This window comes from Paenibacillus sp. FSL R5-0623, from assembly GCF_037974265.1.
GTDB lineage: Bacteria > Bacillota > Bacilli > Paenibacillales > Paenibacillaceae > Paenibacillus.
The window spans coordinates 4,599,106-4,618,867 of the sequence record NZ_CP150233.1 but is presented as its reverse complement, the minus strand read 5'-3'; the positions used below and the strand labels follow the sequence as shown (position 1 = coordinate 4,618,867).

The window sequence follows — 19,762 nt, the reverse complement described above, 5'->3', positions numbered from 1 at the left end:
TGAGGCACAATGGGGTTATTTTTATTTGTCAGCGAGTGCATCACAGAATGCCTTGCCATAAGGTGGAAGGTCAGGCGGACGACGTGCTGAGATGATATGTCCATCAACAACAACGGCTTCATCTTTCCAGATGGCACCTGCATTTTCCATGTCATCCCGAATACCTGGTGTAGAAGTTACTGTAACCCCGTCCAGAATTTTGGCAGAAATTAGCACCCAGCCCGCATGACAGATCTGTCCAATCGGTTTCCGGTCTGCATTCATTTCCTTTACAAGCTCCAGTACTTTGGGATAACGACGCAGCTTGTCTGGCGCCCAGCCGCCTGGCACGAGAATGCCATCGTAATCTGAACTGCCCAGTTCATCGAAACTGTATTCGGCTTCAGCAGGCACACCATATTTGCCAATATAGGTTTTTCCTTTTTTCTCTCCAGCAAGATGCACTTCTGCACCTTCTTCACGAACCCGATGTACAGGGTACCACAATTCTAAATCCTCGAATTCTTCATCGATCAGAGCGATGACTTTTTTACCGGTTAATCTCATGTCGATCTCTCCTTTTTGCGGTGATATGTCTGTTGCGTCTTTAATTGTAACAGATTCTCCAAGGGACTTCATGGAAGTGCATATTCAGTTTGAAGGAAGCGATTACAAGTCAGTAACTGCCTGCATTCGACAACCTTCATCTGGAGGGAGTGGTAATTTGTGCAACCTTTCGTTTATAGCAGGATTTGAGCCGAAATAGGTCGAATGGTACTTATATAGAGTATAGAACGAATGAGGTGATGGTTGTGCGCAAGTCGTGCAGATGTGGACATGTAATGGAGTTGGAATTAAGAACGGTGGTATACGCCAAAAAAGTGGAGATTCGAAACGTACCCGTATTTGCGTGTACAGACTGTGTATCATACGAAGTGCTTCCGCCGGTCAAGCCGGACTTAACAGCATGCATAAGCACATTGGGTGAACAGCCCGTGAAGCAAGACGTATCTTTTGGTGAACGTAATGAACTGGCAGACGTGTTTCATGAGCTACTGCTGGCCTGGCCGGATGCGACCGATCGGGAGATGGAATATCGAATGCAGCAAGCAGTGGAGGAACGTATCAATCTGTTGCTGGACATTATGGGTTACGCAACGAAGTCTGGTGATGCAACGTGGATTGAGACCACGGAGCGCAGATTAAGTCAATTATCCGGATTTGTGTGGCAGGAGTACTTCTCAAATGCTGTCTAATTTTGACGTGTAAAATGCTTGTTTTCATGAAAATTGGCTTTTTCGCGCACTTTTTGTTAAGATATCGAAGAGTGAAAACGCTCAACATAGCGGTATTCCTGGTAAAGGGGGATGTATATCTAATGGCTGACATGACTAAAATGACAAGTATTGAACAGCTAAACTCCGCAGTGGAGGCTACCAAGGATCAACCCTTGCTTCTGTTTAAGCATAGCACGCGCTGTCCGATCAGCTCGAATGCTTATCAGGAGATGAACGATTATTTGCTTAACAATGCCAATGAACAAGTGAAATATGGCATCATCTATGTTGTGGAAGATCGCCCGGTATCGAATGAAGCAGCAGACAAGCTGGGTGTTAAGCACGAATCTCCACAGGCAATCCTGATCAAAAAGGGAATTCCTGTATGGCATACTTCCCATTCAGATATTACTAGAACCACACTTGCGAATGTTTTGAGTGAGTCCTAAAGCCTATTTTAATTGATTAATGCAAAAATTTGTCGTAATATAAATCTTAATGAAAATGGTATGAAAATTTACTGGTAATGGAGAGAAGTGCTGTGACGGTAACCATTTATGATGTGGCACGTGAAGCTGGAGTGTCTATGGCAACGGTATCACGGGTAGTTAATAATAACCCTAATGTCAAACCGCAAACGCGGAAAAAAGTATATGAAGCCATCGAACGGTTGGGATATCGTCCGAATGCGGTAGCCAGAGGTCTGGCAAGCAAGAAGACAACCACGGTCGGGGTCGTTATTCCAGATATTTCGAACTCAACCTTCGCGGAGATTGCCCGCGGAATTGAAGATATTGCGAATATGTATCACTACAATATTATTTTGTGTAATGCAGATAAGAAGAAAGAAAAAGAAATTCGTGTTATTAACACGTTGCTCGAAAAACAAGTAGACGGACTGCTCTTCATGGGCGGAACAGTAACGGACGAACACATTCAGGCGTTCCAGTCTGCGGCTGTGCCGATCGTGCTTTGTGCAACGAGTGATGAGAAGGGCACATTCCCTTCGGTGGATATTGACCATGAGGCGGCTGCGTTTGATGCGGTAAACACTCTGATTCGTCATGGACACAAGGAAATTGCGATGATCAGTGGTACACTGCAAGATCCGGCGAATGGATATGCCCGTTTCCAAGGTTACAAGAAAGCACTGGAAGCAGCGGGGATTGAATACCAGGAGGATCTTGTTCGAATCGGTAACTATCGATATGAATCCGGTGTGGAAGCAATGAAATATTTCCTTGGACTCAAGAAAAAACCATCAGCTATCTTTGCTGCTACAGATGAAATGGCCATTGGTGCCATTCACAGCATTCAGGATGACGGTCTGAAAGTACCGGATGATTTCTCCATTATTAGTGTGGATAACATCCGTATGGCTTCCATGGTGCGTCCTCAGTTGACAACAGTGGCTCAGCCAATGTACGACCTTGGCGCAGTAGCGATGCGTTTGCTGACCAAGTTGATGAAGAAAGAAAATGTGGAGAACCCACGGGTTATTTTGCCGCATGAAACAATTCTTCGTCTGTCTGTAAGTCACGCAGATGTAGTTTAATCGGGATTATATACAGCAAGAGAGAAGTCATTCTCTCTACATAAGGGATATGCGAAAGCTCCGGAGACGGAGCTTTTGTGCTGAATTAGTTTAAAAATGAAAACAGGGGGTATCAGAAGGTGAGTGAAACGATTGGTATTATCGGAGCGATGGATGAGGAAGTCGAGCTTTTGCTGGCAGGTATGAAGCAGCTTGAGACGGTCAAACAAACCGGAATTACATACGTTGCGGGCGAGTGGCTTGGCAAGCATATTGTCGTGTGCAAATCCGGCGTAGGTAAAGTAAATGCAGCGGTTACAACGCAGATATTGATTGATCGTTTTCAGGTTAATCGGATTATCTTCACAGGTGTCGCGGGTGCGGTTAACCCCGATCTGAACATCGGAGATATGGTTATATCGTCTGTATGTGTTCAGCACGACATGGATGTAACGCCACTGGGGTTTGCACGCGGGGTTATTCCTTACCAGGAGACATCTGCATTCCCTGCCGAGGCTTCGCTTATTACACTGGCTGAAGAAGCATGTAAAGCGCAGGGAGCCAATTACCTGATCGGTAAAGTGTTATCTGGAGACCAATTTATTGCGAATAAAGATACGGTTAACATGTTATATACTGAAATGGACGGTGCATGTGCCGAGATGGAAGGGGCAGCAGTTGCTCAGGTCTGTTACATGAATCGAGTACCATTTGTTGTCCTGCGTGGGATGTCAGATAAAGCGGATGGTTCAGCGCATGTTAACTTTGCTGAATTTACCGTGGAATCTTCGCAGCGTTCACACCGTATTGTGGAGCACATGTTAGAAAATATGTAATGGAAGTAACTTGAAAAACCGCCTTTCGATTAGCTGTTCCATGAAGTATGGAGCAACGCTGCGAGAGGCGGTTTTTGTTATGTATATCGTTTGTCGAACAGATCATTGACTTAGTACATGAACCGATGGCGGAAGCGTACACGATCAAACTGTTCTTCTGATGTGATGGGCACCTGACTTCCGATTCGCACCATCAAACAGTTCGCAGGATGTGAACAGATTTCGGGGTCGTCTGTTGCATACCAGGTCATATCGATCGTTTCCATCAGCCTCTCCATCATTTTGCGATAATCCCATACGTTTAGTCCGCTGCCCTTCAGATCCCAATGCCAATAATATTCTGTGGTGAAAATAATGTAGTTCTCCATGTATTTATCTTCCAAAGCGGTAAGCAACATCTCACGTCCAATGCCAAGGGAGCGATAGTCATCCGCAACTTCGATTGCCCCAAGCTCAATCAGATCAGTCATGTTTCCCTCAGACCAGCGCTCACATTCATCCGCATAGTGAAAGGTTACATAACCGATAATCGTTTCATTTTCGTGTGCAATGATAATTCGACCTTCAGGCAATGATGCGATCTCGGCGAGAGCTTCCTGCTGCTCCGTTGGGCGCCGAAAGGCATCCAGATCCGGATGAAAGGCAAGACGTGTTATCTCCTCGGCCTGCACAGGGCCTTCAACAGTAATTCGGTGGCCGGACTTGAAGATGGAACGCATATGATATTCTTTGATATGTTCCATGGTTCATGCTCCTCTCCCCCTACTTATAGCAAAAATCCAAAAAATTGAAAAGCCATAGACGACAATTGAAAAGATTTGCTATAATTGCGTAGACAAAAAATGTTCACAATTCAATACAGTATAGTTAACATCTGTTTGGCCGAGCAAGTACATGATGAGAAGTTCTCTCTACTAATGTAAGCGCTAACTGGAAGTTCAGTCAACACAAAGGCAATGAGGATTGACCCCTAACGGGAATCGAAATGTCGAGTTGAAGGAGGCTGGCAAGCATGAGTCAAGCACATGGTGAGATGCTGCAAACGGTTGTGTCCGAATCTAACCTGGGCGATTACACGGAGGCGAGAAGCCGGTTCGATTGGGAATCGGTGGAAAGGCACTTTACGTGGCACGCCAGCGGAAAAGTAAACATGGCGCATGAAGCGATTGATCGTCATGTACTGGAAGGAAGGGGCGGGAAAACCGCTTTATTGTATAGCGATGCTTCACGTGAAGAGGCCTATACTTTTGCTGATCTGAGCGAACAGTCGAGTCGGTTCGGGAACGTTCTCCGCAAATATGGCATAGCCAAAGGGGAACGGGTGTTTATTTTTATGCCTCGAAGTCCTGAGCTGTATTTTAGTCTTCTGGGCATATTGAAAGCTGGAGCCATCGCGGGCCCGTTGTTCGAAGCTTTTATGGAAACGGCAGTGAAGGATCGGCTGGAGGATAGCGGAGCAGTAGCACTCGTCACCACTCCGGAATTGCTAAAACGCATCAAACGTTCCGAATTGCCCGAACTCAAACATATATTTATTGTGGGTGGGGGCGTGCAGACTGAAGAAGGACTCATCGATTTTGATGCAGAGATGTCTGCCGCTTCGGATGAGATGGAAGTAGAGTGGCTGAATCGTGAGGATGGTTTGCTTATTCATTATACCTCAGGCTCTACGGGTAAACCCAAAGGGGTATACCATGTTCAAAATGCCATGATTCAGCACTATTATACAGGTAAGGTTGTTCTGGATTTACGTGAGGATGATGTGTACTGGTGTACTGCTGACCCTGGTTGGGTGACAGGCACCTCTTACGGTATCTTTGCTCCATGGCTCAACGGAGTAACCAATGTGATACGAGGCGGTCGTTTCAGTCCTCAAGATTGGTACAGCACCATCCAGAAGAACAAAGTCACGATCTGGTACAGTGCACCAACGGCCTTCCGTATGCTGATGGGAGCGGGAGAAGAGACCATTGCCCAGTTTGATCTGAGCAGTCTGCGTCATGTCATGTCTGTCGGTGAACCGCTCAATCCGGAGGTTGTTCGTTGGGGATGGAAAGCCTATGGTCAGCGAATTCATGATACATGGTGGATGACGGAAACAGGTGCACAGCTGATCTGTAACTATCCCGGAATGCCGATCAAGCCTGGCTCCATGGGACGTCCGTTGCCTGGAATCGAAGCAGCCATTATAGATGATCACGGGCAGGAATTGCCGCCGTACAGTATGGGTAATCTGGCCATACGGACACCTTGGCCATCGATGATGGCGAAGATCTGGAATAACCCTGTGAAATATGAGGAGTATTTCAGGCTTACGGGCTGGTATGTATCCGGTGACTCCGCTTATATGGATGAAGAAGGGTATTTCTGGTTCCAGGGACGGATTGATGATGTGATTAATTCGTCAGGGGAGCGTATCGGCCCCTTTGAGGTGGAGAGCAAGCTCGTGGAGCATCCTGCGGTAGCAGAGGCGGGTGTAATTGGTAAGCCGGATGTGACACGTGGGGAGATCATCAAGGCCTTTGTGGCGCTTCGTGAAGGATATGAGGCGACACCGGAGCTAAAAGAAGAGATCTATCGTTTTGTCAAAGAGGGTCTGTCTGCCCACGCTGCTCCGCGTGAGATTGAGTTTAAGGATAAACTGCCCAAGACACGTTCCGGCAAGATCATGCGCCGTGTCTTGAAAGCCTGGGAGCTTGATCTGCCAACAGGAGATCTATCCACCATTGAAGAATAACGCGACAGTGCTAGGATCATCAATGTGTTGGTATCGATGGTCATACATTGAGTAGTAGGTAAGAAGTTAATATTCTGCGGTTCCGAATACAGTGACTCTACCCATTAAAATGAATTATAAAAGCCTGTTTTATGCCAATGGCATGAAGCAGGCTTTTTGGCTTACTGTAAATACAAATAAAAAGCCGCACACTCAGATACAGTCTGAGGGTGCGGCTTGTTTTGGAAAGCTATGCCTTAATCAGGGTTGAAAATGTATGGCTGCAGAAGGTTCGGATTCACCCGCACTATTGCTGGCAGATACCTTGAACCATCCACTCGTCGATGCGGGTACTCCATAGTCCATGGTATTTCCCGCTGTTGTTCCAATTTTGGTGTAAGGAGCTGAGCCTGTTTCACTGTAATATACAGCATAACTATCTGCGTTTGGACTGGACGCCCATTGAATACGCAGTCCTTGAGAGAGGGCAGATACGCTGACTTGACCAGGTGTGCCTGGGGCTGTCGTTGTTGTGTTATCGGTCTGCGTTTCTCCTGGTGTAATGATTGTACCTGGAACTTCAATTGGCTCATTAATCTCTTCTTCCACAGGAGGAGCTACACCAGCACTATTTACTGTAGCGCTAGGAGCAGACTCTCTGCCGGCAACATCCACTGCCGTTACATAGAAAGCGAAGTTACCGCCTTGCGCAGCATATGCAGAGAATGATCTGGATTCACCGGCCAAGACAACCTGACCCTGGTTCTGGAATCCTCCACCGTTTACCGAACGGTACAGACGATAACCCACGACATCATTTTCAGGTGTGGCATTAAATGTAATGACTGCTCTGTCACCCGAGGTTGAGATCCGTACGTTGCTTGGTGCATCAGGAGCTTTGCCGTTATCTGTTCTTGGATCAATCTGTGTTGGCATGTCTGCATCCGCATCTTCAGGAAGATAATAAGCGAGTGATTCATGTCGACTCATACGTGAGAATGCATTTTGCAATTCTTTGATGAGATCCGAGATTGGTTTTTTACGCTTGATTACTGTTTTTTCCTTCAACATGTCCGAAGGTGTTCCGTCACGCGGAATATAGTTTACGCCATTGTAAGTGATGTACCTGGCTTTGGCTACACCGTCATCGCTGTCCTTCGGAACAAACTTGCTGTTGAAAATATCCGTAACAAATTTGTCAGTCATGGATGTTGGCAACTTGCCACTGTATGCAGACACCGTGCGCGTTTCGATGCCAGATGGTTTTTTGAACGAATCCGTGACGAACAGATCTTTTTGCGTATCGATCACTTCGTTCAGGATTTTCGACCACAGCTGCTGCGCACGTTTTCTCTGTGATTTACTTTCCAGCGTATTCACCGGCTGTTTGTATCCAACCCACACGCCAAGTGTGACATCTGGTGTATAACCTTCAAACCAGACATCTGCGTAGTTTTGAGTGGAACCCGTTTTACCTACAATTGGCACACTCTTGGAATATTTGTAATTTTCACGTACTTTATCTGCCGTTCCTTCTGTAATAACGGTCCGCAGCATATCGGTCATCAGGTATGCTGTCTGCTCCGAGAAGGCTTGGACAGGTTCAGTATCATGTTTATAAACGATGTTGCCTTTGGAATCTACAATTTTGCTAATCATGTAAGAATCATTATATACACCCTTATTGGCGATAGCACCATAGGCACTGGTTAATTCTTCAACGGTTACACCGTATTGGAGACCTCCAAGAACACCTGTCTGAGCCTGATAGTCTTCCTTCTGAATGGTGGTAATCCCCAGTTTCTTGGCGAAAGTCCAAGCTTTCTCGATCCCTACTTCTTCATTAAACAACTTCAGAGCCGGTATATTAAGAGAATAATTCAGTGCTCTGCGGGCAGTGACCAGTCCCTGATACCGATTGTTGGCATTCTTGGCAATGTGGTAGCCGCTCGGACCATTTTTGAGAATGATCGGTGAGTCATCAATAATAGAAGCAGGTTGGACAAGACCCTCATCCAGAGCTGGCAGATAAGCTGCAATAGGTTTCATCGTTGAACCTGGCTGACGTATCATCTGCGTTGCATAGTTCATCTGTTCGTCCTGGAAATCCCGACCCTCGATCATGCCCAGAATAGCACCGGTTTTGTGATTAATCAGCATGGCAGCAGTTTGTTCTTTTCCTTTGACAGGATCATCTGCTGAGAAATTGCTGTCATCTTCCGCAATGGTACGCATCGTTTTGTAGATACTTTTGTTGATGGTCGTGTATATCCGATATCCACCTGTCCGCAGTTGCGTCTGAGCTTCCTCTAATAATGCACTGCTTTCCTTCTGAGGTGTGGCTGCATCCGTAGCTTTGTCTGTAGATTCAGCTGTGTCGGAATTCAACTGTTTCATCAAAATCTGTGCAGCTTGTCGTTCCGTTTCCATCATAAGATATGGATAAGTGTTGTAAGCCTTGATGGTCTTCGGAGCGAGTGAGCTTTTGATATCAAAAGCAAGAGCTTTGTCATACTCGGACTGATTGATTTTACCCAGTTCAAGCATACGGCGCAGTACCAGATGCTGACGGTTGATTGCGCGGTCAAAATTTTCCTCTACAAAATCACCTTTACCATTAAAAGCGGAGTAAGAGGAGGGGAGTTGTGGCAATCCAGCAAGATAAGCAGCTTGAGCGATGTTGATTTTTTCTAGATCATTAATATTGAACAATCCTTTGGCGGCCGCTTTGATTCCGTAAACGTTGTATCCGCTGGAACCATTACCAAAAGGAACTTTGTTCAGATAGGCTGTCATGATCTCGTCTTTCGTCAGGAAACGTTCGAGTCGGAGTGAGAGCAAAATTTCTTTCACTTTCCGATCTTCCGTGCGATCCAGATTCAAAAACACACGACGCGCCAATTGCTGAGTCAGTGTACTACCGCCGGTTTGTACTGATTCTTTCAGCACTTTCTGTTTCACGGCACGTAGTGTTCCGCTCATGTCTACACCTTTATGTTCGTAAAAATGATTGTCTTCAATCGAAATGACAGCATCAATAACCTTCTGTGGGATCTGGTCCGTAGTGACCGGACGCCTGTCTTCTTCCGTACGTAATTGACCGATCGGACTGCCGTCGGCAAAGTAAGCAAAGCCTGTGATGGAGTTTTCGCTGACTTTTTGTTCAATCAGGGCCCTTGAACGGACAGGCTCGTCTTTCACAATGGAACTGACGTATCCCATCAAAGCACCGCCTACAAATAGTGCCCCCATAAATCCAAGGACAACCATCCATTTGACGAAACTTCCCAGTCTGCGGGCAAAGCTACGTTTGCGTACAGGCTGTTCATCGGGCTTTTTCTTATTAACATCAACCATTCAGTGTCTTCCTCCTTTTAACAGCACTTATTATAGCATAAAAAGGCGGGTTTGCATGCCTGAGAAATACAAGTAATGGTCGAAATTTGCCATTCTGCCATGCATTATGCTATATATCATGCGATATTGGAGCACATTTCATGAGTTGTAAGCCAAAATAAGCAGGCCACCTCCATGCTGAGGTGCATAGGGTGACCTGAATGATTTGTCGTATTGGAGGTCTTCTACATTAGGTTTTGAAGCGTTGAATCAGCTCTAATAGTTCCTGGGTAAGATTAGCCAGTGAGGCAGATGCCGCCGTAATCTCTTCCATGGATGCGAGTTGTTCTTCAGAGGCAGAGGCAACACGAGTTGCGTGATCTGCCGTCTCATGACCAATGGTTTTGAGTTGCACTAACGTGGCATCCACCTGCTGTGACCCAGCTGACATCTGCTGCGCAATGGCTGAGACATGCTCAATCTGCTCATTAACATCTGTAATCTGTGATGAAATGGAGAGGAATAGTTCACCACTTTCATTAATCACTTCCGCTATATGGCTCACCTCGGCATTCCCCTGTTCCATATTTTCAACGAGAGAAAGGACCTCTTGCTGAACACTATGAATTAACGCTGCAATCTGCGCTGCCGATATTCTGGATTGTTCAGCCAGATTACGAATCTCGGAAGCAACAACACCAAAGCCGCGCCCGTGTTCACCTGCTCGTGATGCTTCAATGGAAGCGTTAAGGGCAAGAAGATTGGTTTGACGGCTAACTTCCGTGATCATGCCTGTAATATGTCCAATCTCTTCCGAACGTTGACGGAAATTCTCCAGTGCGGTCATGGACGTCTGCACAGAAGAGGTGGCACTATCAACCATACGCATGGCGGACTGAATCTTATCGGTTCCAACAGTTGTTCGCTCAGCCACAGCTCGCGATGAATCCGATACATCGGAGGCGGCCTTTGCAATTCTTCCGATCCCTGCAGATATTTCATTCATGGAACGGGAGGACTCTTGCAGCTCTTGCACCTGTTTACCTGCTTTATCTGCAACTTCGACTCCTGTTAATGCAATCAGTTCGGCTGCTTTACCTGTTTCTTCGGCACCTGCGGTCAATTGTTGAGAAGTAGAGCCGACAGATAAAGCATGTTCGGATATAACCGATATGGTATGCCGCAGTGTATCCATCATCTGATTCATATGACCCGCCATGACGCCAAATTCATCTTTGGATCGCACAGGTAACTTTTGTGTCAAATCCCCGCCAGCCAGCTGTCCAGCGACGATATTAACTTGATTCAACTGCCTTACAATGGAGACGATGGTGTAGGTAACCACACTTGCAAGCAGAAGTACAGCCAGTGCGGCAATCAGTATGGACCAGTTCAAGCTGTCATAGAAAGGTTGAAGGATATGACTCTTTGGCAGCGCCGATACAAGGTACCAGTTTGAATCCGTTCCTTGTAACCTGGCAGGCTCGGCAATAAATAGTTCTTCCCCTACTTCAGGGTCAGTGGCGTAAAACTGAGACTCGCCAGATTGTATACGCTGAATGATTGTCTTCATTTCAGATGGAATTACGGCTCCTTCATTAGCCAGTTCCGGTTTGGAGCCGTGTGCAGCAATCTGTCCTTCACTAGTAATCAGCATGGCATAACCCTGGTCCGGATTAAGTGATGCTATATTTTGCTGAAAACGATCAATGGTAAAGTCGGCCCCAACAATGCCCAGAAAAGTTTTGTTTTCATCTAATAGAGGGAGGACAATCGAAACGAGTAGTGTGTCTTTTCCGCCAACTGTATAGGTAACTGGCTCGGACCAATAGATGGATTTGGTTTTCTTCGGCTGTTGATAGTATGTACTGGTTTCACTGTTTCCCTCATAGGTAGTAAGAGGCTCAAAATGCAGGGTATTACCGTCCCGTATGGCGTAGGGGATGAAGCGGCCTGTAGCATCATCATAGTCATTTTTATTCACGTGATCCGCATCTTTTCCATCAAAGGCATTAGGTTCCCAGCCCGTATAAAAGCCAAAAACTTTCTCGTCCTTTTTCAGATATTGTTCAAGAAGTCTGACGATTTCTTCACGGTTGAGTGATCCATTCTGAGCGGCATCCAATAAGGTGGTACTCATGGTGTCCAATGTGTTTTTGACCTGATTAATGTCAGTCATAAACTCATTTGTAGCCCGGTTTGCTGCCTGTCCAGCAACGGTTTCGCCGTACTGGAGGCTTTTGTCGTAAATGGATTTGGTATTAAATGCAATCAGGGCTCCAATACAACAGAGTAATACGATCCCGAGTAAAAGTCCAAGCTTAACAGCGAGCTTGCGATTGCGAAAAAAATGCATGTTTTAATCCCCCTCGATGTTATTCTTGTGATGTTATATATGGATGTGTGCTTCTCCTGAAGGGAGTCTATATTTTATATCGTTATTTACGTTCCTATAATGAAGATAATTAAAAAAATGCATAGAAAAACAGCTGCCGAGAAAATCTCGACAGCTGTTTGGAGTGAAACTTTAATGTGATTGCAACGATTAACGGTTGTAGAACTCGACGATTTGTTTTTCATCGATGTCTTGGGACAATTCAGCACGCTCAGGCAAGCGGATGAATTTACCTTCTACAGCTGCTTCGTTGTATTCAACGTATGCTGGAAGATGCGAACGTCCTTCCAAAGCTTCTTTAATGGAAGAAAGAGCGCGGCTCTTCTCACGCAAGCCGATTACATCGCCAGTGCTTACTTGGTAAGAAGCGATATCGACTTTTTTGCCGTTTACAGTTACGTGACCGTGTGATACCAACTGACGCGCTCCAGCGCGGGAGTTAGCAAACCCAAGGCGGTAAACGAGGTTGTCAAGGCGGCACTCAAGCAAGAACATGAAGTTCTCACCGGCAATACCTTGCATTTTTTGAGCTTTAGAGAACAGTGTGCGGAATTGCTTCTCGCCCAAACCGTACATGTGGCGCAATTTTTGTTTTTCTTGCAATTGCATACCGTAGTTGCTCATTTTTCTGCGTTGGTTAGCTCCGTGCTGACCTGGAGGGAAAGGGCGTTTCAATTCTTTGCCTGTTCCGCTAAGGGAAATGCCGAGGCGACGGCTCAATTTAAATTTAGGACCAGTGTAACGTGCCATGTTTAAAGTAGCTCCTTTTTAGTTAAAGTTCATATTAGGGCTCTGTTTGCGCTCCAATTTGTTGATGCGGGCTTGGCCTCGCATAGAACGATCAGGAAAGTTCAGCCGCTGTCCTGAAAGCAACAAAAAGAATGAGGGTGACACAACCGGTAATGCCCAAATTTAAAGACCCATTAGTAGTCTTCATCAACAATTTATATTACAGTTTAAGAGAAACAAAGTCAAGCGCAGAATAAAAGCAAAAAAACGTCTAAATTTGTCGATAGGTCATTGGGCCTAAAATAATGGGACAATTTTCTGAAATATGGATGCAAAAAAGCTATAAACAGAGTAAAATAGATTGTATCTTAACTTTAAATCATCTCTATGTAACAAGGTTATCGCAACGAATTTGCAGGTTTGCGATAACGTCTGCAGATTAATGCATCCTGGTGGATGCAAAAACGGTGCAAAGGAGCGCCTGACATGTTAGAACATCTAAGAAGTTTACCTGCCAGCTTGAATTCACGAAGTTCGGGCGATTCCGCATCTTTTGCCGCTCCTCATTCTCATGAAGAGCATGTGTTGTGGATGCAAAAAATGGATATCACACCTTTTGATTTTTCATATTTAGGCAGCTTGCTAGAGCAGGCATACAGTGACTGGAACTCCAGAGAGGGTTCAAGGCTTGCCAGAACATCAACCTTTTACAGCGTGTGGAACACGGAAGGTGATTGCATAGGATACGATAGCGATCATGAAGCTGATCCGGGCGTAAATGCACGCAGGCTGGTATTGGAATGTTTGGATAAAAGACAGGTCCTGTCCCTTAAAGGGACAAGCGAAAACGGACAATATCTTATAATAACACATCCCTTATTCTCCAGAACTAACAAGGATATGTTTGCCGTATTCACCGCTGTGATCTATGAATCCAATGGATATGAAACGTCTGAAGCTGTGGTTCAATCTGAGGCATTGCATTATCACACCTGCTTTTACCGAAGATTCGAATACATATTTATGACGGACCTGTTACATGCTCATGAACAAACAGCTCGTGAGGAACACCGGAGGTCCATTCTCTTTCAGATTGTTCAGCGAATGCATGACAAAATGGATGTCGAGGCCATATTGGATGAGGTATTTGACAGTATGGACTACTTGTACCCGGCCACTTATATCAAATTGTATATGTCTCAGGATCAGAACAACTCTGATCCACGGATTAAACCGTTGCTTGTCCACGAGCGAGGAGAAGATATTTGTGTGCGTTCATTTATGGAAGGTAAGCTGATCGTTGCTCGCTCAGATGATGCAGAGAACCGCATTGTAGATATAGGGATTCCGCTGAAAGGCAAACAAGGCATATACGGTGTGTTCCATATCGAAATGAATGAAGAGATTATGGAAGAATCGGACTTGCAATTGATTACGATGATGGTAGACACTGCAGGAACGGCCTTTGAGAACGCCAAGCTGCATGAACAATCCAATATGTTAATTCAGGAACTTCGTTTAATTAATGATCTTACACAGCGGTTGAACAAAAGCCTGCATCTTTCGGAGATCTATCAATTATCCGAGCAAGAGTTAAAGGAAATATTCCAGGCTGAAACGTGTTGCATTCTTCAACTCAATGACAGTACCAATGACTTCGAAGTCATGTCATCTAACGTGAAAGATGTTTTTCACCAATCTTTTTCTGTAGACTACGGTATCGCAGGTTTGGTGTACCGAACAGAGGAACCGCTTATTATAGTCAATTATGCGCAATACGATAAAGTGTCCTCCTTTTTCATGGAAGATACGGGATCCATGTCACTGATTGCATCACCGATCAGAGTCAATGGTGAAGTGAAGGGTGCCATTTTGCTGGGACACAGTAGAGAGCATTACTTTTCATATGATAACTATCGGCTCTTGCAGATGTTATCCATCCATATCGGGCTTGCCCTTTCAAATGCCACGCTGCATGCCGAGGTTCGGCGCTTGGCTAATCTGGATATGTTGACAGGTCTGTACGTGAGGCATTATCTGGATAGTGTGATTCACGAGCGACAGGCTCATGAATTCTGTGGCTCCCTCATTGTGGTGGATATTGATCAGTTCAAACAGGTGAATGACACATTCGGACACCAGACGGGGGATCAAGTATTGAAGCAAGTGAGTGAGATCGTCACCAGCTCTGTTCGCTCAGAGGATGTCTGTGCCAGATGGGGTGGAGAAGAACTGGCGATCTATATGCCACAGGTGAGTGTAAGGCAGGCGTTAGATTATGCAGAAGTGATTCGAAAAAGAGTCGCAGAAGAGACCAGACCGCCTGTTACGGTATCCAGTGGCATCGCAGAGTGGAATTGGATGGATGAAAAGGTCAGTGTCGAGTCCTTGTTTTATCGGGCTGATATGGCTTTGTACAGCGCCAAGAATGGTGGTCGGAACAGAATCGTTGTAGAGGAACAGAATGTAACAGGTTAAGAGAACAATTCCAATTGCGGAGTCGTTCTCTTTTTTTTGTGCATCGGAGATCAAGTTGTGTATAGAAGGAAGTATAAGCGTATACGGGCGGGGCAATCTATGGAGAAAGTTCACGGAAGGGTGAAGATAGACATGTTTAACCGCCATTCGGTACGTACATTATGGTTATTTGTGAGCATCGTGATTATTGGTGTTCCGGGTTGTGGATTAATCCAGCGAGATCAAACGCCTGAAGAGGTTTTTTCCTTGGCCTTATCCGGGATAGCGGGAAAAGAAACGTTGAGTTTTGAAGGAGAGGCAGGACTTCGACGGGAGAACAGTGGGCTGTTCGAGAATCAGTTTAAATTTGAAGGCAAGCTGGAGAATCATGATCGTCTGACCCTTCAGACCCGATTACCTGGAGAAGTAACTGCTGTGGGGACAGGCATTCAAACAACTGCCGTAAAAAATAATGGACAGCCCAGTGGGTTCAGCGCCTCTTTCGAGCGGAAACAAGGGCAATGGATGGCATTGTCAGCGCAGCATGAGCCGCTGCGTGGGTCTCTTTCTCGATTTAATCCAATTGCCCAATTGGAGAAGATCGATGGGATGCACAAAACCATTCAATCGGAGTATGGCGCTGGTCGTCGAACCAGAACATTACGGATTGAACTTGCACCGGAAGACGCCAAATCATGGGCTGTAACCCAGCTAAACGACGAGATGAACGCCATTCGGGCAGAATATATGCATAAGGCAGCTACAGTGAAAGGGGCGCGTAAGGAGAAGCTTGAGAAGGATCTGGAGAAAGTTTGGAAACAGGGTGAAACAACGATGCAACAGATGATGAAACAAGCGAGCGTGCAGACGGTATATCATCTCACGGTAGATCGGAAGAGCAGTCTGCCTCTTCGCTTATCGTCTGAAAGTCAGATGAGTTACACGGACAACAACCGTAAAAGTAACAAAGAAGCCCTTGTCACCGATGTTAACTTCAAGTCATATCAATAAACGAAGTGAAGGACTGCCTGCTGACGGGATGACTGTTCGCGTGCTACAATAGTATCGTAATTTACCGTTGTTCAATTCAAGTATGGCAGATGACAGGAGGATTTTACCAAGATGAAAGACCCAAGAATTCAAAAGCTTGCAGCAAACCTGGTGGGCTATTCAGTAGATGTACAGCCTGGTGAAAATGTATTGGTTGAAATGATTGGATCGGAACGTGATCTGATTAACGCCATTATTGAAGAGGTAGGCAAAAAAGGTGGTAACGTCTTTGTACAGTTGACTGATAAAACCGTACAGCGTGCGATGCTGAAAAATGCCACAGAAGAAATGATGAAAACATGGGCAGAGATTGATCTGAACCGTATGAAACAGATGGATTGTTATATCGGAATTCGTGCGGGAGAAAATGTGAATGATCTGTCCGATGTGCCGGAAGAAAAAATGAAAATGTACAATTCATTATACTCCCACCCGGTACATAGTGAACAACGTGTCAAACATACGAAATGGGTTGTACTTCGTTACCCTAACGCAAGTATGGCGCAACTCGCCAATACAAGTACAGAAGCATTCGAAGATTTCTACTTCGACGTCTGTAACCTGGATTACGCCAAAATGGACAAAGCGCAGGACTCGCTCGCTAACCTGATGAAGCGGACGGACAAAGTTCGTATTACCGGACCAGGAACAGAGCTGAGCTTCTCCATTAAAGATATCGGTGCAGAGAAATGTTCTGGCCAAAAAAATATCCCGGATGGCGAAGTGTACAGTGCCCCTGTGCGTAATTCCGTGAACGGAACGATTAGTTATAACTCGCCAACCCTGTACAATGGAGTGACTTTTGAAAATATCAAGTTCACGTTCAAGGATGGCAAAATTGTTGAAGCGACAAGTAACGATACAGAGCGTTTGAATGAAATCCTGAATTCGGATGAGGGTGCTCGTCATATCGGTGAATTCGCGATTGGATTTAACCCGCATATTCTTCATCCGATGAAAGATATCCTGTTCGATGAAAAAATCGCAGGCAGCTTGCACTTTACGCCAGGTCAGGCGTATGAAGAAACCGACAATGGCAACCGCTCGTCCATCCACTGGGATCTGGTATTGATCCAGCGTCCGGATTATGGCGGCGGGGAGATTTATTTTGACGATGTGCTGATTCGCAAAGACGGTATCTTTGTTATTCCTGAGCTGGAATGCCTGAATCCGGACCGTTTGAAGTAGGATCAGGATTTTGCTGTTGCTAGGAAAGCGGATTCACGGTATCATGTAGTGGTAATTAATAGATGATACCAATAGTAAAAAGACGGAGGGATTCCTATGTCGAGTAATAACGCGGCTGTAGTGGAAATTGCTCAAACAGCAGGCAAGTTTACTTCTTCAATCGTGCTTCATTCGGAGAACAAGTATATCGATGTAAAAAGTATTCTCGGATTGTTTACAACGCTGATTAGCACGCACAGCTATGAACTGCATGTTCATGGTCCAGATGCAGTTGAAGCAAAAGCAGCCATGTCAGAAGTATTTGCCAAGCATGGACTGAATGTAAGCATTGCATCTGAGTAATAGCTCTCAAGAAGCACCTTTGCCTTTTTAGGCAGGGGTGTTTTTTGGCATGGAATGATCTGAATACTCGTCTGGACGTGACTGGAACAGGTGGATTAAGCTCCAACAGATGGCTTAACTTTGCGGGCTTATTTTGGTCAGGTTCTTGTATTAGCTCTTCATTTCGTCTAATATTAGAGGTAGAACGTCTTTACGCGATTTTTGGGACATAGGGGGGAAAAATGCATGACTTCATCTGATCTGCAGGACCAGCTGAGTTTGAAAGCGATCAGTCTTCTTCAAGAAGATGCAGATAAAATACAGAAGCTTATTGAAGTACAGATGGAGAATCTGGCTACCCGCTACTGCCCTCTCTATGAGGAAGTATTGGATACACAGATGTATGGGTTCTCCAAAGAAGTTGATTTTGCTGTTCGTGCAGGGCTCCTTCCAGAAGGTGCAGGTAAGCAGCTGGTTAGCGCGCTTGAGCGGAATTTGGCAATTCTATATGAAGCCTTGAACAAGAAGAATGAGCAATAGCCTGCAAATGCGCGGGTCAGAATAGAAGGCATGCAGGCGTTTATGCATGCTTTTTTTGTGCGTCTGAACGGGATGGGTATGCAAGCCAGCCGGAAGGCGTATACAAACAAAGAGACAGCACCAAATGTAAATTCGGGCTGCCTCTTGTGGCTTGTATATTTTAGTGGTGACTACGTGAGGGCCTGGTTACACCAGGAAGAAGGATACACCGAGTATGATATATACCACGAGCAGGAGTAAACCTTCGTACCAATTCGTTGAACCATCTTGGGTAATGGATTTTGCAATAAATACGGATACGCCGATGGCGACCAGTTCAATCGTTGTAAATACGATATCCATGGTTCTGCCTGTGAAGTAGCTGACAAAAATCAGAACAGGAGCAACGAAGAGTGCGATCTGCAAGCTGCTGCCAACCGCAATCTCGACGGCTGCTCCGATTTTATTTTTCATGGCAAGCATGATGGCTGCACTGTGTTCGGCCGCATTACCGATGATGGCCACAAGGAATGCACCGACAAACAGTTCGCTAAGTCCAAATTCCGAAGTGAAGACTTCGAGCGTGCCCACCAGCCATTCACTGACAAAGGCAACCATGACTGTTGCGAGCACCAGGTAGAGAATAGATTTTTTCTTGGACCACGCCGGAGCATGCTCATGAGGTAGCTCTTCATCGCGATCCTCAGTGACGTCTGCAAGGTAGTTCTTATGTGTCACCATGGAGAATAGCAACCACGCAATATACGCGAGGATGAGCAATCCGGCCACGATGAGACTAAGTGTATTGGTGTCTTTCTGTGTAATGGAATGTGTATTGAGAAAGACTGCCGGAATAAACAGGGCAATGATGGCAACAATCATCAGGGAACCATTCAGACCTGCGAGTGAAACATTATAATTCTGAATTTTGAACTTGAGTCCTCCGGCAAAAATACTTAACCCGAGCACTAACAACAGATTTCCGATGATGGAGCCTGTCAGACTTGCTTTGACCATGTCGAACAGTCCCTCTTTAACGAGGAAAATGGCGATGATCAATTCGGCAGCATTGCCGAACGTGGCATTCAAGAATCCACCCAGCCGCTGTCCGGCGTAGTGAGCCACATTTTCGGTGGCTTTGCCTAAAAAACCGGCCACAAAAATAACCGAAATGGCTGATATTACGAACTGTAGAATCGAATCCCATTTCAAGAAGTGGGCGATGGCACTGAGTGCAAAGAACGCAATCAGCAAGATGGATGAAATCCGGTTTCTCACAACAAACACCTCGGTTATAAATTATTTTGTTTTTGAATTGCATGTAAATCGCTTATGAGATTATTTTCATATTTCAATATAACCAAATGGTGGTAGGTTGTAAACGCATCTTTTTGAGTTTAATTTGCTTTTTGGGGTGGAAAGGAT

The 19,762-nt window shown here is 45.5% G+C and carries 16 protein-coding genes; 10 read left to right on the top strand and 6 right to left on the bottom strand.

Features of this window, described 5'->3' with window-relative positions; translation table 11 throughout:
- Positions 1-21 precede the first annotated feature (21 nt).
- Positions 22-546, bottom strand: coding sequence for a type 1 glutamine amidotransferase domain-containing protein (locus tag MKY92_RS20250; protein ID WP_339297423.1), 525 nt, complete (start codon positions 544-546; stop codon positions 22-24).
- A 275-nt stretch (positions 547-821) separates the two neighbouring features.
- Between MKY92_RS20250 and MKY92_RS20245 the strand changes: the two genes are divergently transcribed.
- From MKY92_RS20245 to MKY92_RS20230, 4 genes are all read left to right on the top strand, one after another.
- Positions 822-1,235 carry a hypothetical protein gene (locus tag MKY92_RS20245; RefSeq protein ID WP_339297422.1) on the top strand — a complete coding sequence of 138 codons (414 nt, stop codon included), beginning with the start codon at positions 822-824 and terminating at the stop codon, positions 1,233-1,235.
- A 122-nt stretch (positions 1,236-1,357) separates the two neighbouring features.
- Positions 1,358-1,705 (top strand): bacillithiol system redox-active protein YtxJ, encoded by a 348-nt coding sequence (ytxJ, locus tag MKY92_RS20240; RefSeq protein ID WP_215078203.1) that lies wholly within the window; start codon positions 1,358-1,360, stop codon positions 1,703-1,705.
- 92 nt (positions 1,706-1,797) lie between these two features.
- Entirely contained in the window at positions 1,798-2,811 is a 1,014-nt protein-coding gene (ccpA, locus tag MKY92_RS20235) for a catabolite control protein A (protein ID WP_036614690.1), read from the top strand.
- A gap of 119 nt (positions 2,812-2,930) precedes the next feature.
- A complete protein-coding gene (locus tag MKY92_RS20230) occupies positions 2,931-3,626 on the top strand; it encodes a 5'-methylthioadenosine/adenosylhomocysteine nucleosidase (protein WP_339297421.1) in 696 nt (231 codons plus the stop codon).
- A 110-nt stretch (positions 3,627-3,736) separates the two neighbouring features.
- Here the strand turns inward: MKY92_RS20230 and MKY92_RS20225 are convergent, their stop codons facing one another.
- A complete protein-coding gene (locus tag MKY92_RS20225) occupies positions 3,737-4,369 on the bottom strand; it encodes a GNAT family N-acetyltransferase (RefSeq protein ID WP_339297420.1) in 633 nt (210 codons plus the stop codon).
- 269 nt (positions 4,370-4,638) lie between these two features.
- Between MKY92_RS20225 and acsA the strand changes: the two genes are divergently transcribed.
- Positions 4,639-6,363 carry an acetate--CoA ligase gene (acsA, locus tag MKY92_RS20220; protein WP_339297419.1) on the top strand — a complete coding sequence of 575 codons (1,725 nt, stop codon included), beginning with the start codon at positions 4,639-4,641 and terminating at the stop codon, positions 6,361-6,363.
- Positions 6,364-6,603: 240 nt separating this feature from the next.
- On the opposite strand, the gene MKY92_RS20215 is transcribed toward acsA, so the two are convergent.
- The 3 genes from MKY92_RS20215 to rpsD form a co-directional block, all read right to left on the bottom strand.
- Positions 6,604-9,699 (bottom strand): transglycosylase domain-containing protein, encoded by a 3,096-nt coding sequence (locus tag MKY92_RS20215; RefSeq protein WP_339297418.1) that lies wholly within the window; start codon positions 9,697-9,699, stop codon positions 6,604-6,606.
- A gap of 229 nt (positions 9,700-9,928) precedes the next feature.
- On the bottom strand, positions 9,929-12,034 hold the full coding sequence (locus tag MKY92_RS20210) for a methyl-accepting chemotaxis protein (protein WP_339297417.1): 2,106 nt from the start codon (positions 12,032-12,034) through the stop codon (positions 9,929-9,931).
- Between the two features lie 189 nt (positions 12,035-12,223).
- Entirely contained in the window at positions 12,224-12,823 is a 600-nt protein-coding gene (gene rpsD, locus MKY92_RS20205; protein WP_307416792.1) for a 30S ribosomal protein S4, read from the bottom strand.
- Positions 12,824-13,288: 465 nt separating this feature from the next.
- Here rpsD and MKY92_RS20200 point away from each other — a divergent pair, with 465 nt between their 5' ends.
- The 5 genes from MKY92_RS20200 (at position 13,289) to MKY92_RS20180 (ending at position 18,358) form a co-directional block, all read left to right on the top strand.
- Positions 13,289-15,280, top strand: coding sequence for a sensor domain-containing diguanylate cyclase (locus MKY92_RS20200; RefSeq protein WP_339297416.1), 1,992 nt, complete (start codon positions 13,289-13,291; stop codon positions 15,278-15,280).
- Between the two features lie 99 nt (positions 15,281-15,379).
- A complete protein-coding gene (locus MKY92_RS20195) occupies positions 15,380-16,270 on the top strand; it encodes a hypothetical protein (protein WP_076250858.1) in 891 nt (296 codons plus the stop codon).
- 111 nt (positions 16,271-16,381) lie between these two features.
- The gene (locus MKY92_RS20190; RefSeq protein WP_076328038.1) at positions 16,382-17,497 is read left to right on the top strand and encodes an aminopeptidase; all 1,116 of its coding nucleotides are present in this window, start codon (positions 16,382-16,384) and stop codon (positions 17,495-17,497) included.
- A gap of 96 nt (positions 17,498-17,593) precedes the next feature.
- On the top strand, positions 17,594-17,839 hold the full coding sequence (locus MKY92_RS20185) for an HPr family phosphocarrier protein (protein ID WP_036614658.1): 246 nt from the start codon (positions 17,594-17,596) through the stop codon (positions 17,837-17,839).
- A 225-nt stretch (positions 17,840-18,064) separates the two neighbouring features.
- Positions 18,065-18,358: a YlaN family protein gene (locus MKY92_RS20180; RefSeq protein ID WP_036614657.1), complete on the top strand. Its 294-nt coding sequence runs from the start codon at positions 18,065-18,067 to the stop codon at positions 18,356-18,358.
- 186 nt (positions 18,359-18,544) lie between these two features.
- Here MKY92_RS20180 and cax read toward each other — a convergent pair whose 3' ends face one another.
- The gene (gene cax, locus MKY92_RS20175; RefSeq protein WP_253439098.1) at positions 18,545-19,615 is read right to left on the bottom strand and encodes a calcium/proton exchanger; all 1,071 of its coding nucleotides are present in this window, start codon (positions 19,613-19,615) and stop codon (positions 18,545-18,547) included.
- Positions 19,616-19,762 lie beyond the last annotated feature (147 nt).

Excerpts from the sequence above, each read along its gene's own strand:
- MKY92_RS20250 (WP_339297423.1), bottom strand. The coding sequence starts at position 546 with ATGAGATTAACCGGTAAAAAAGTCATCGCTCTGATCGATGAAGAATTC.
- MKY92_RS20245 (WP_339297422.1), top strand. The coding sequence starts at position 822 with ATGGAGTTGGAATTAAGAACGGTGGTATACGCCAAAAAAGTGGAGATT.
- ytxJ (WP_215078203.1), top strand. The coding sequence starts at position 1,358 with ATGGCTGACATGACTAAAATGACAAGTATTGAACAGCTAAACTCCGCA.
- MKY92_RS20225 (WP_339297420.1), bottom strand. The coding sequence starts at position 4,369 with ATGGAACATATCAAAGAATATCATATGCGTTCCATCTTCAAGTCCGGC.
- acsA (WP_339297419.1), top strand. The coding sequence starts at position 4,639 with ATGAGTCAAGCACATGGTGAGATGCTGCAAACGGTTGTGTCCGAATCT.
- MKY92_RS20215 (WP_339297418.1), bottom strand. The coding sequence starts at position 9,699 with ATGGTTGATGTTAATAAGAAAAAGCCCGATGAACAGCCTGTACGCAAA.
- MKY92_RS20210 (WP_339297417.1), bottom strand. The coding sequence starts at position 12,034 with ATGCATTTTTTTCGCAATCGCAAGCTCGCTGTTAAGCTTGGACTTTTA.
- rpsD (WP_307416792.1), bottom strand. The coding sequence starts at position 12,823 with ATGGCACGTTACACTGGTCCTAAATTTAAATTGAGCCGTCGCCTCGGC.
- MKY92_RS20200 (WP_339297416.1), top strand. The coding sequence starts at position 13,289 with ATGTTAGAACATCTAAGAAGTTTACCTGCCAGCTTGAATTCACGAAGT.
- MKY92_RS20195 (WP_076250858.1), top strand. The coding sequence starts at position 15,380 with ATGGAGAAAGTTCACGGAAGGGTGAAGATAGACATGTTTAACCGCCAT.
- MKY92_RS20190 (WP_076328038.1), top strand. The coding sequence starts at position 16,382 with ATGAAAGACCCAAGAATTCAAAAGCTTGCAGCAAACCTGGTGGGCTAT.
- MKY92_RS20185 (WP_036614658.1), top strand. The coding sequence starts at position 17,594 with ATGTCGAGTAATAACGCGGCTGTAGTGGAAATTGCTCAAACAGCAGGC.
- MKY92_RS20180 (WP_036614657.1), top strand. The coding sequence starts at position 18,065 with ATGACTTCATCTGATCTGCAGGACCAGCTGAGTTTGAAAGCGATCAGT.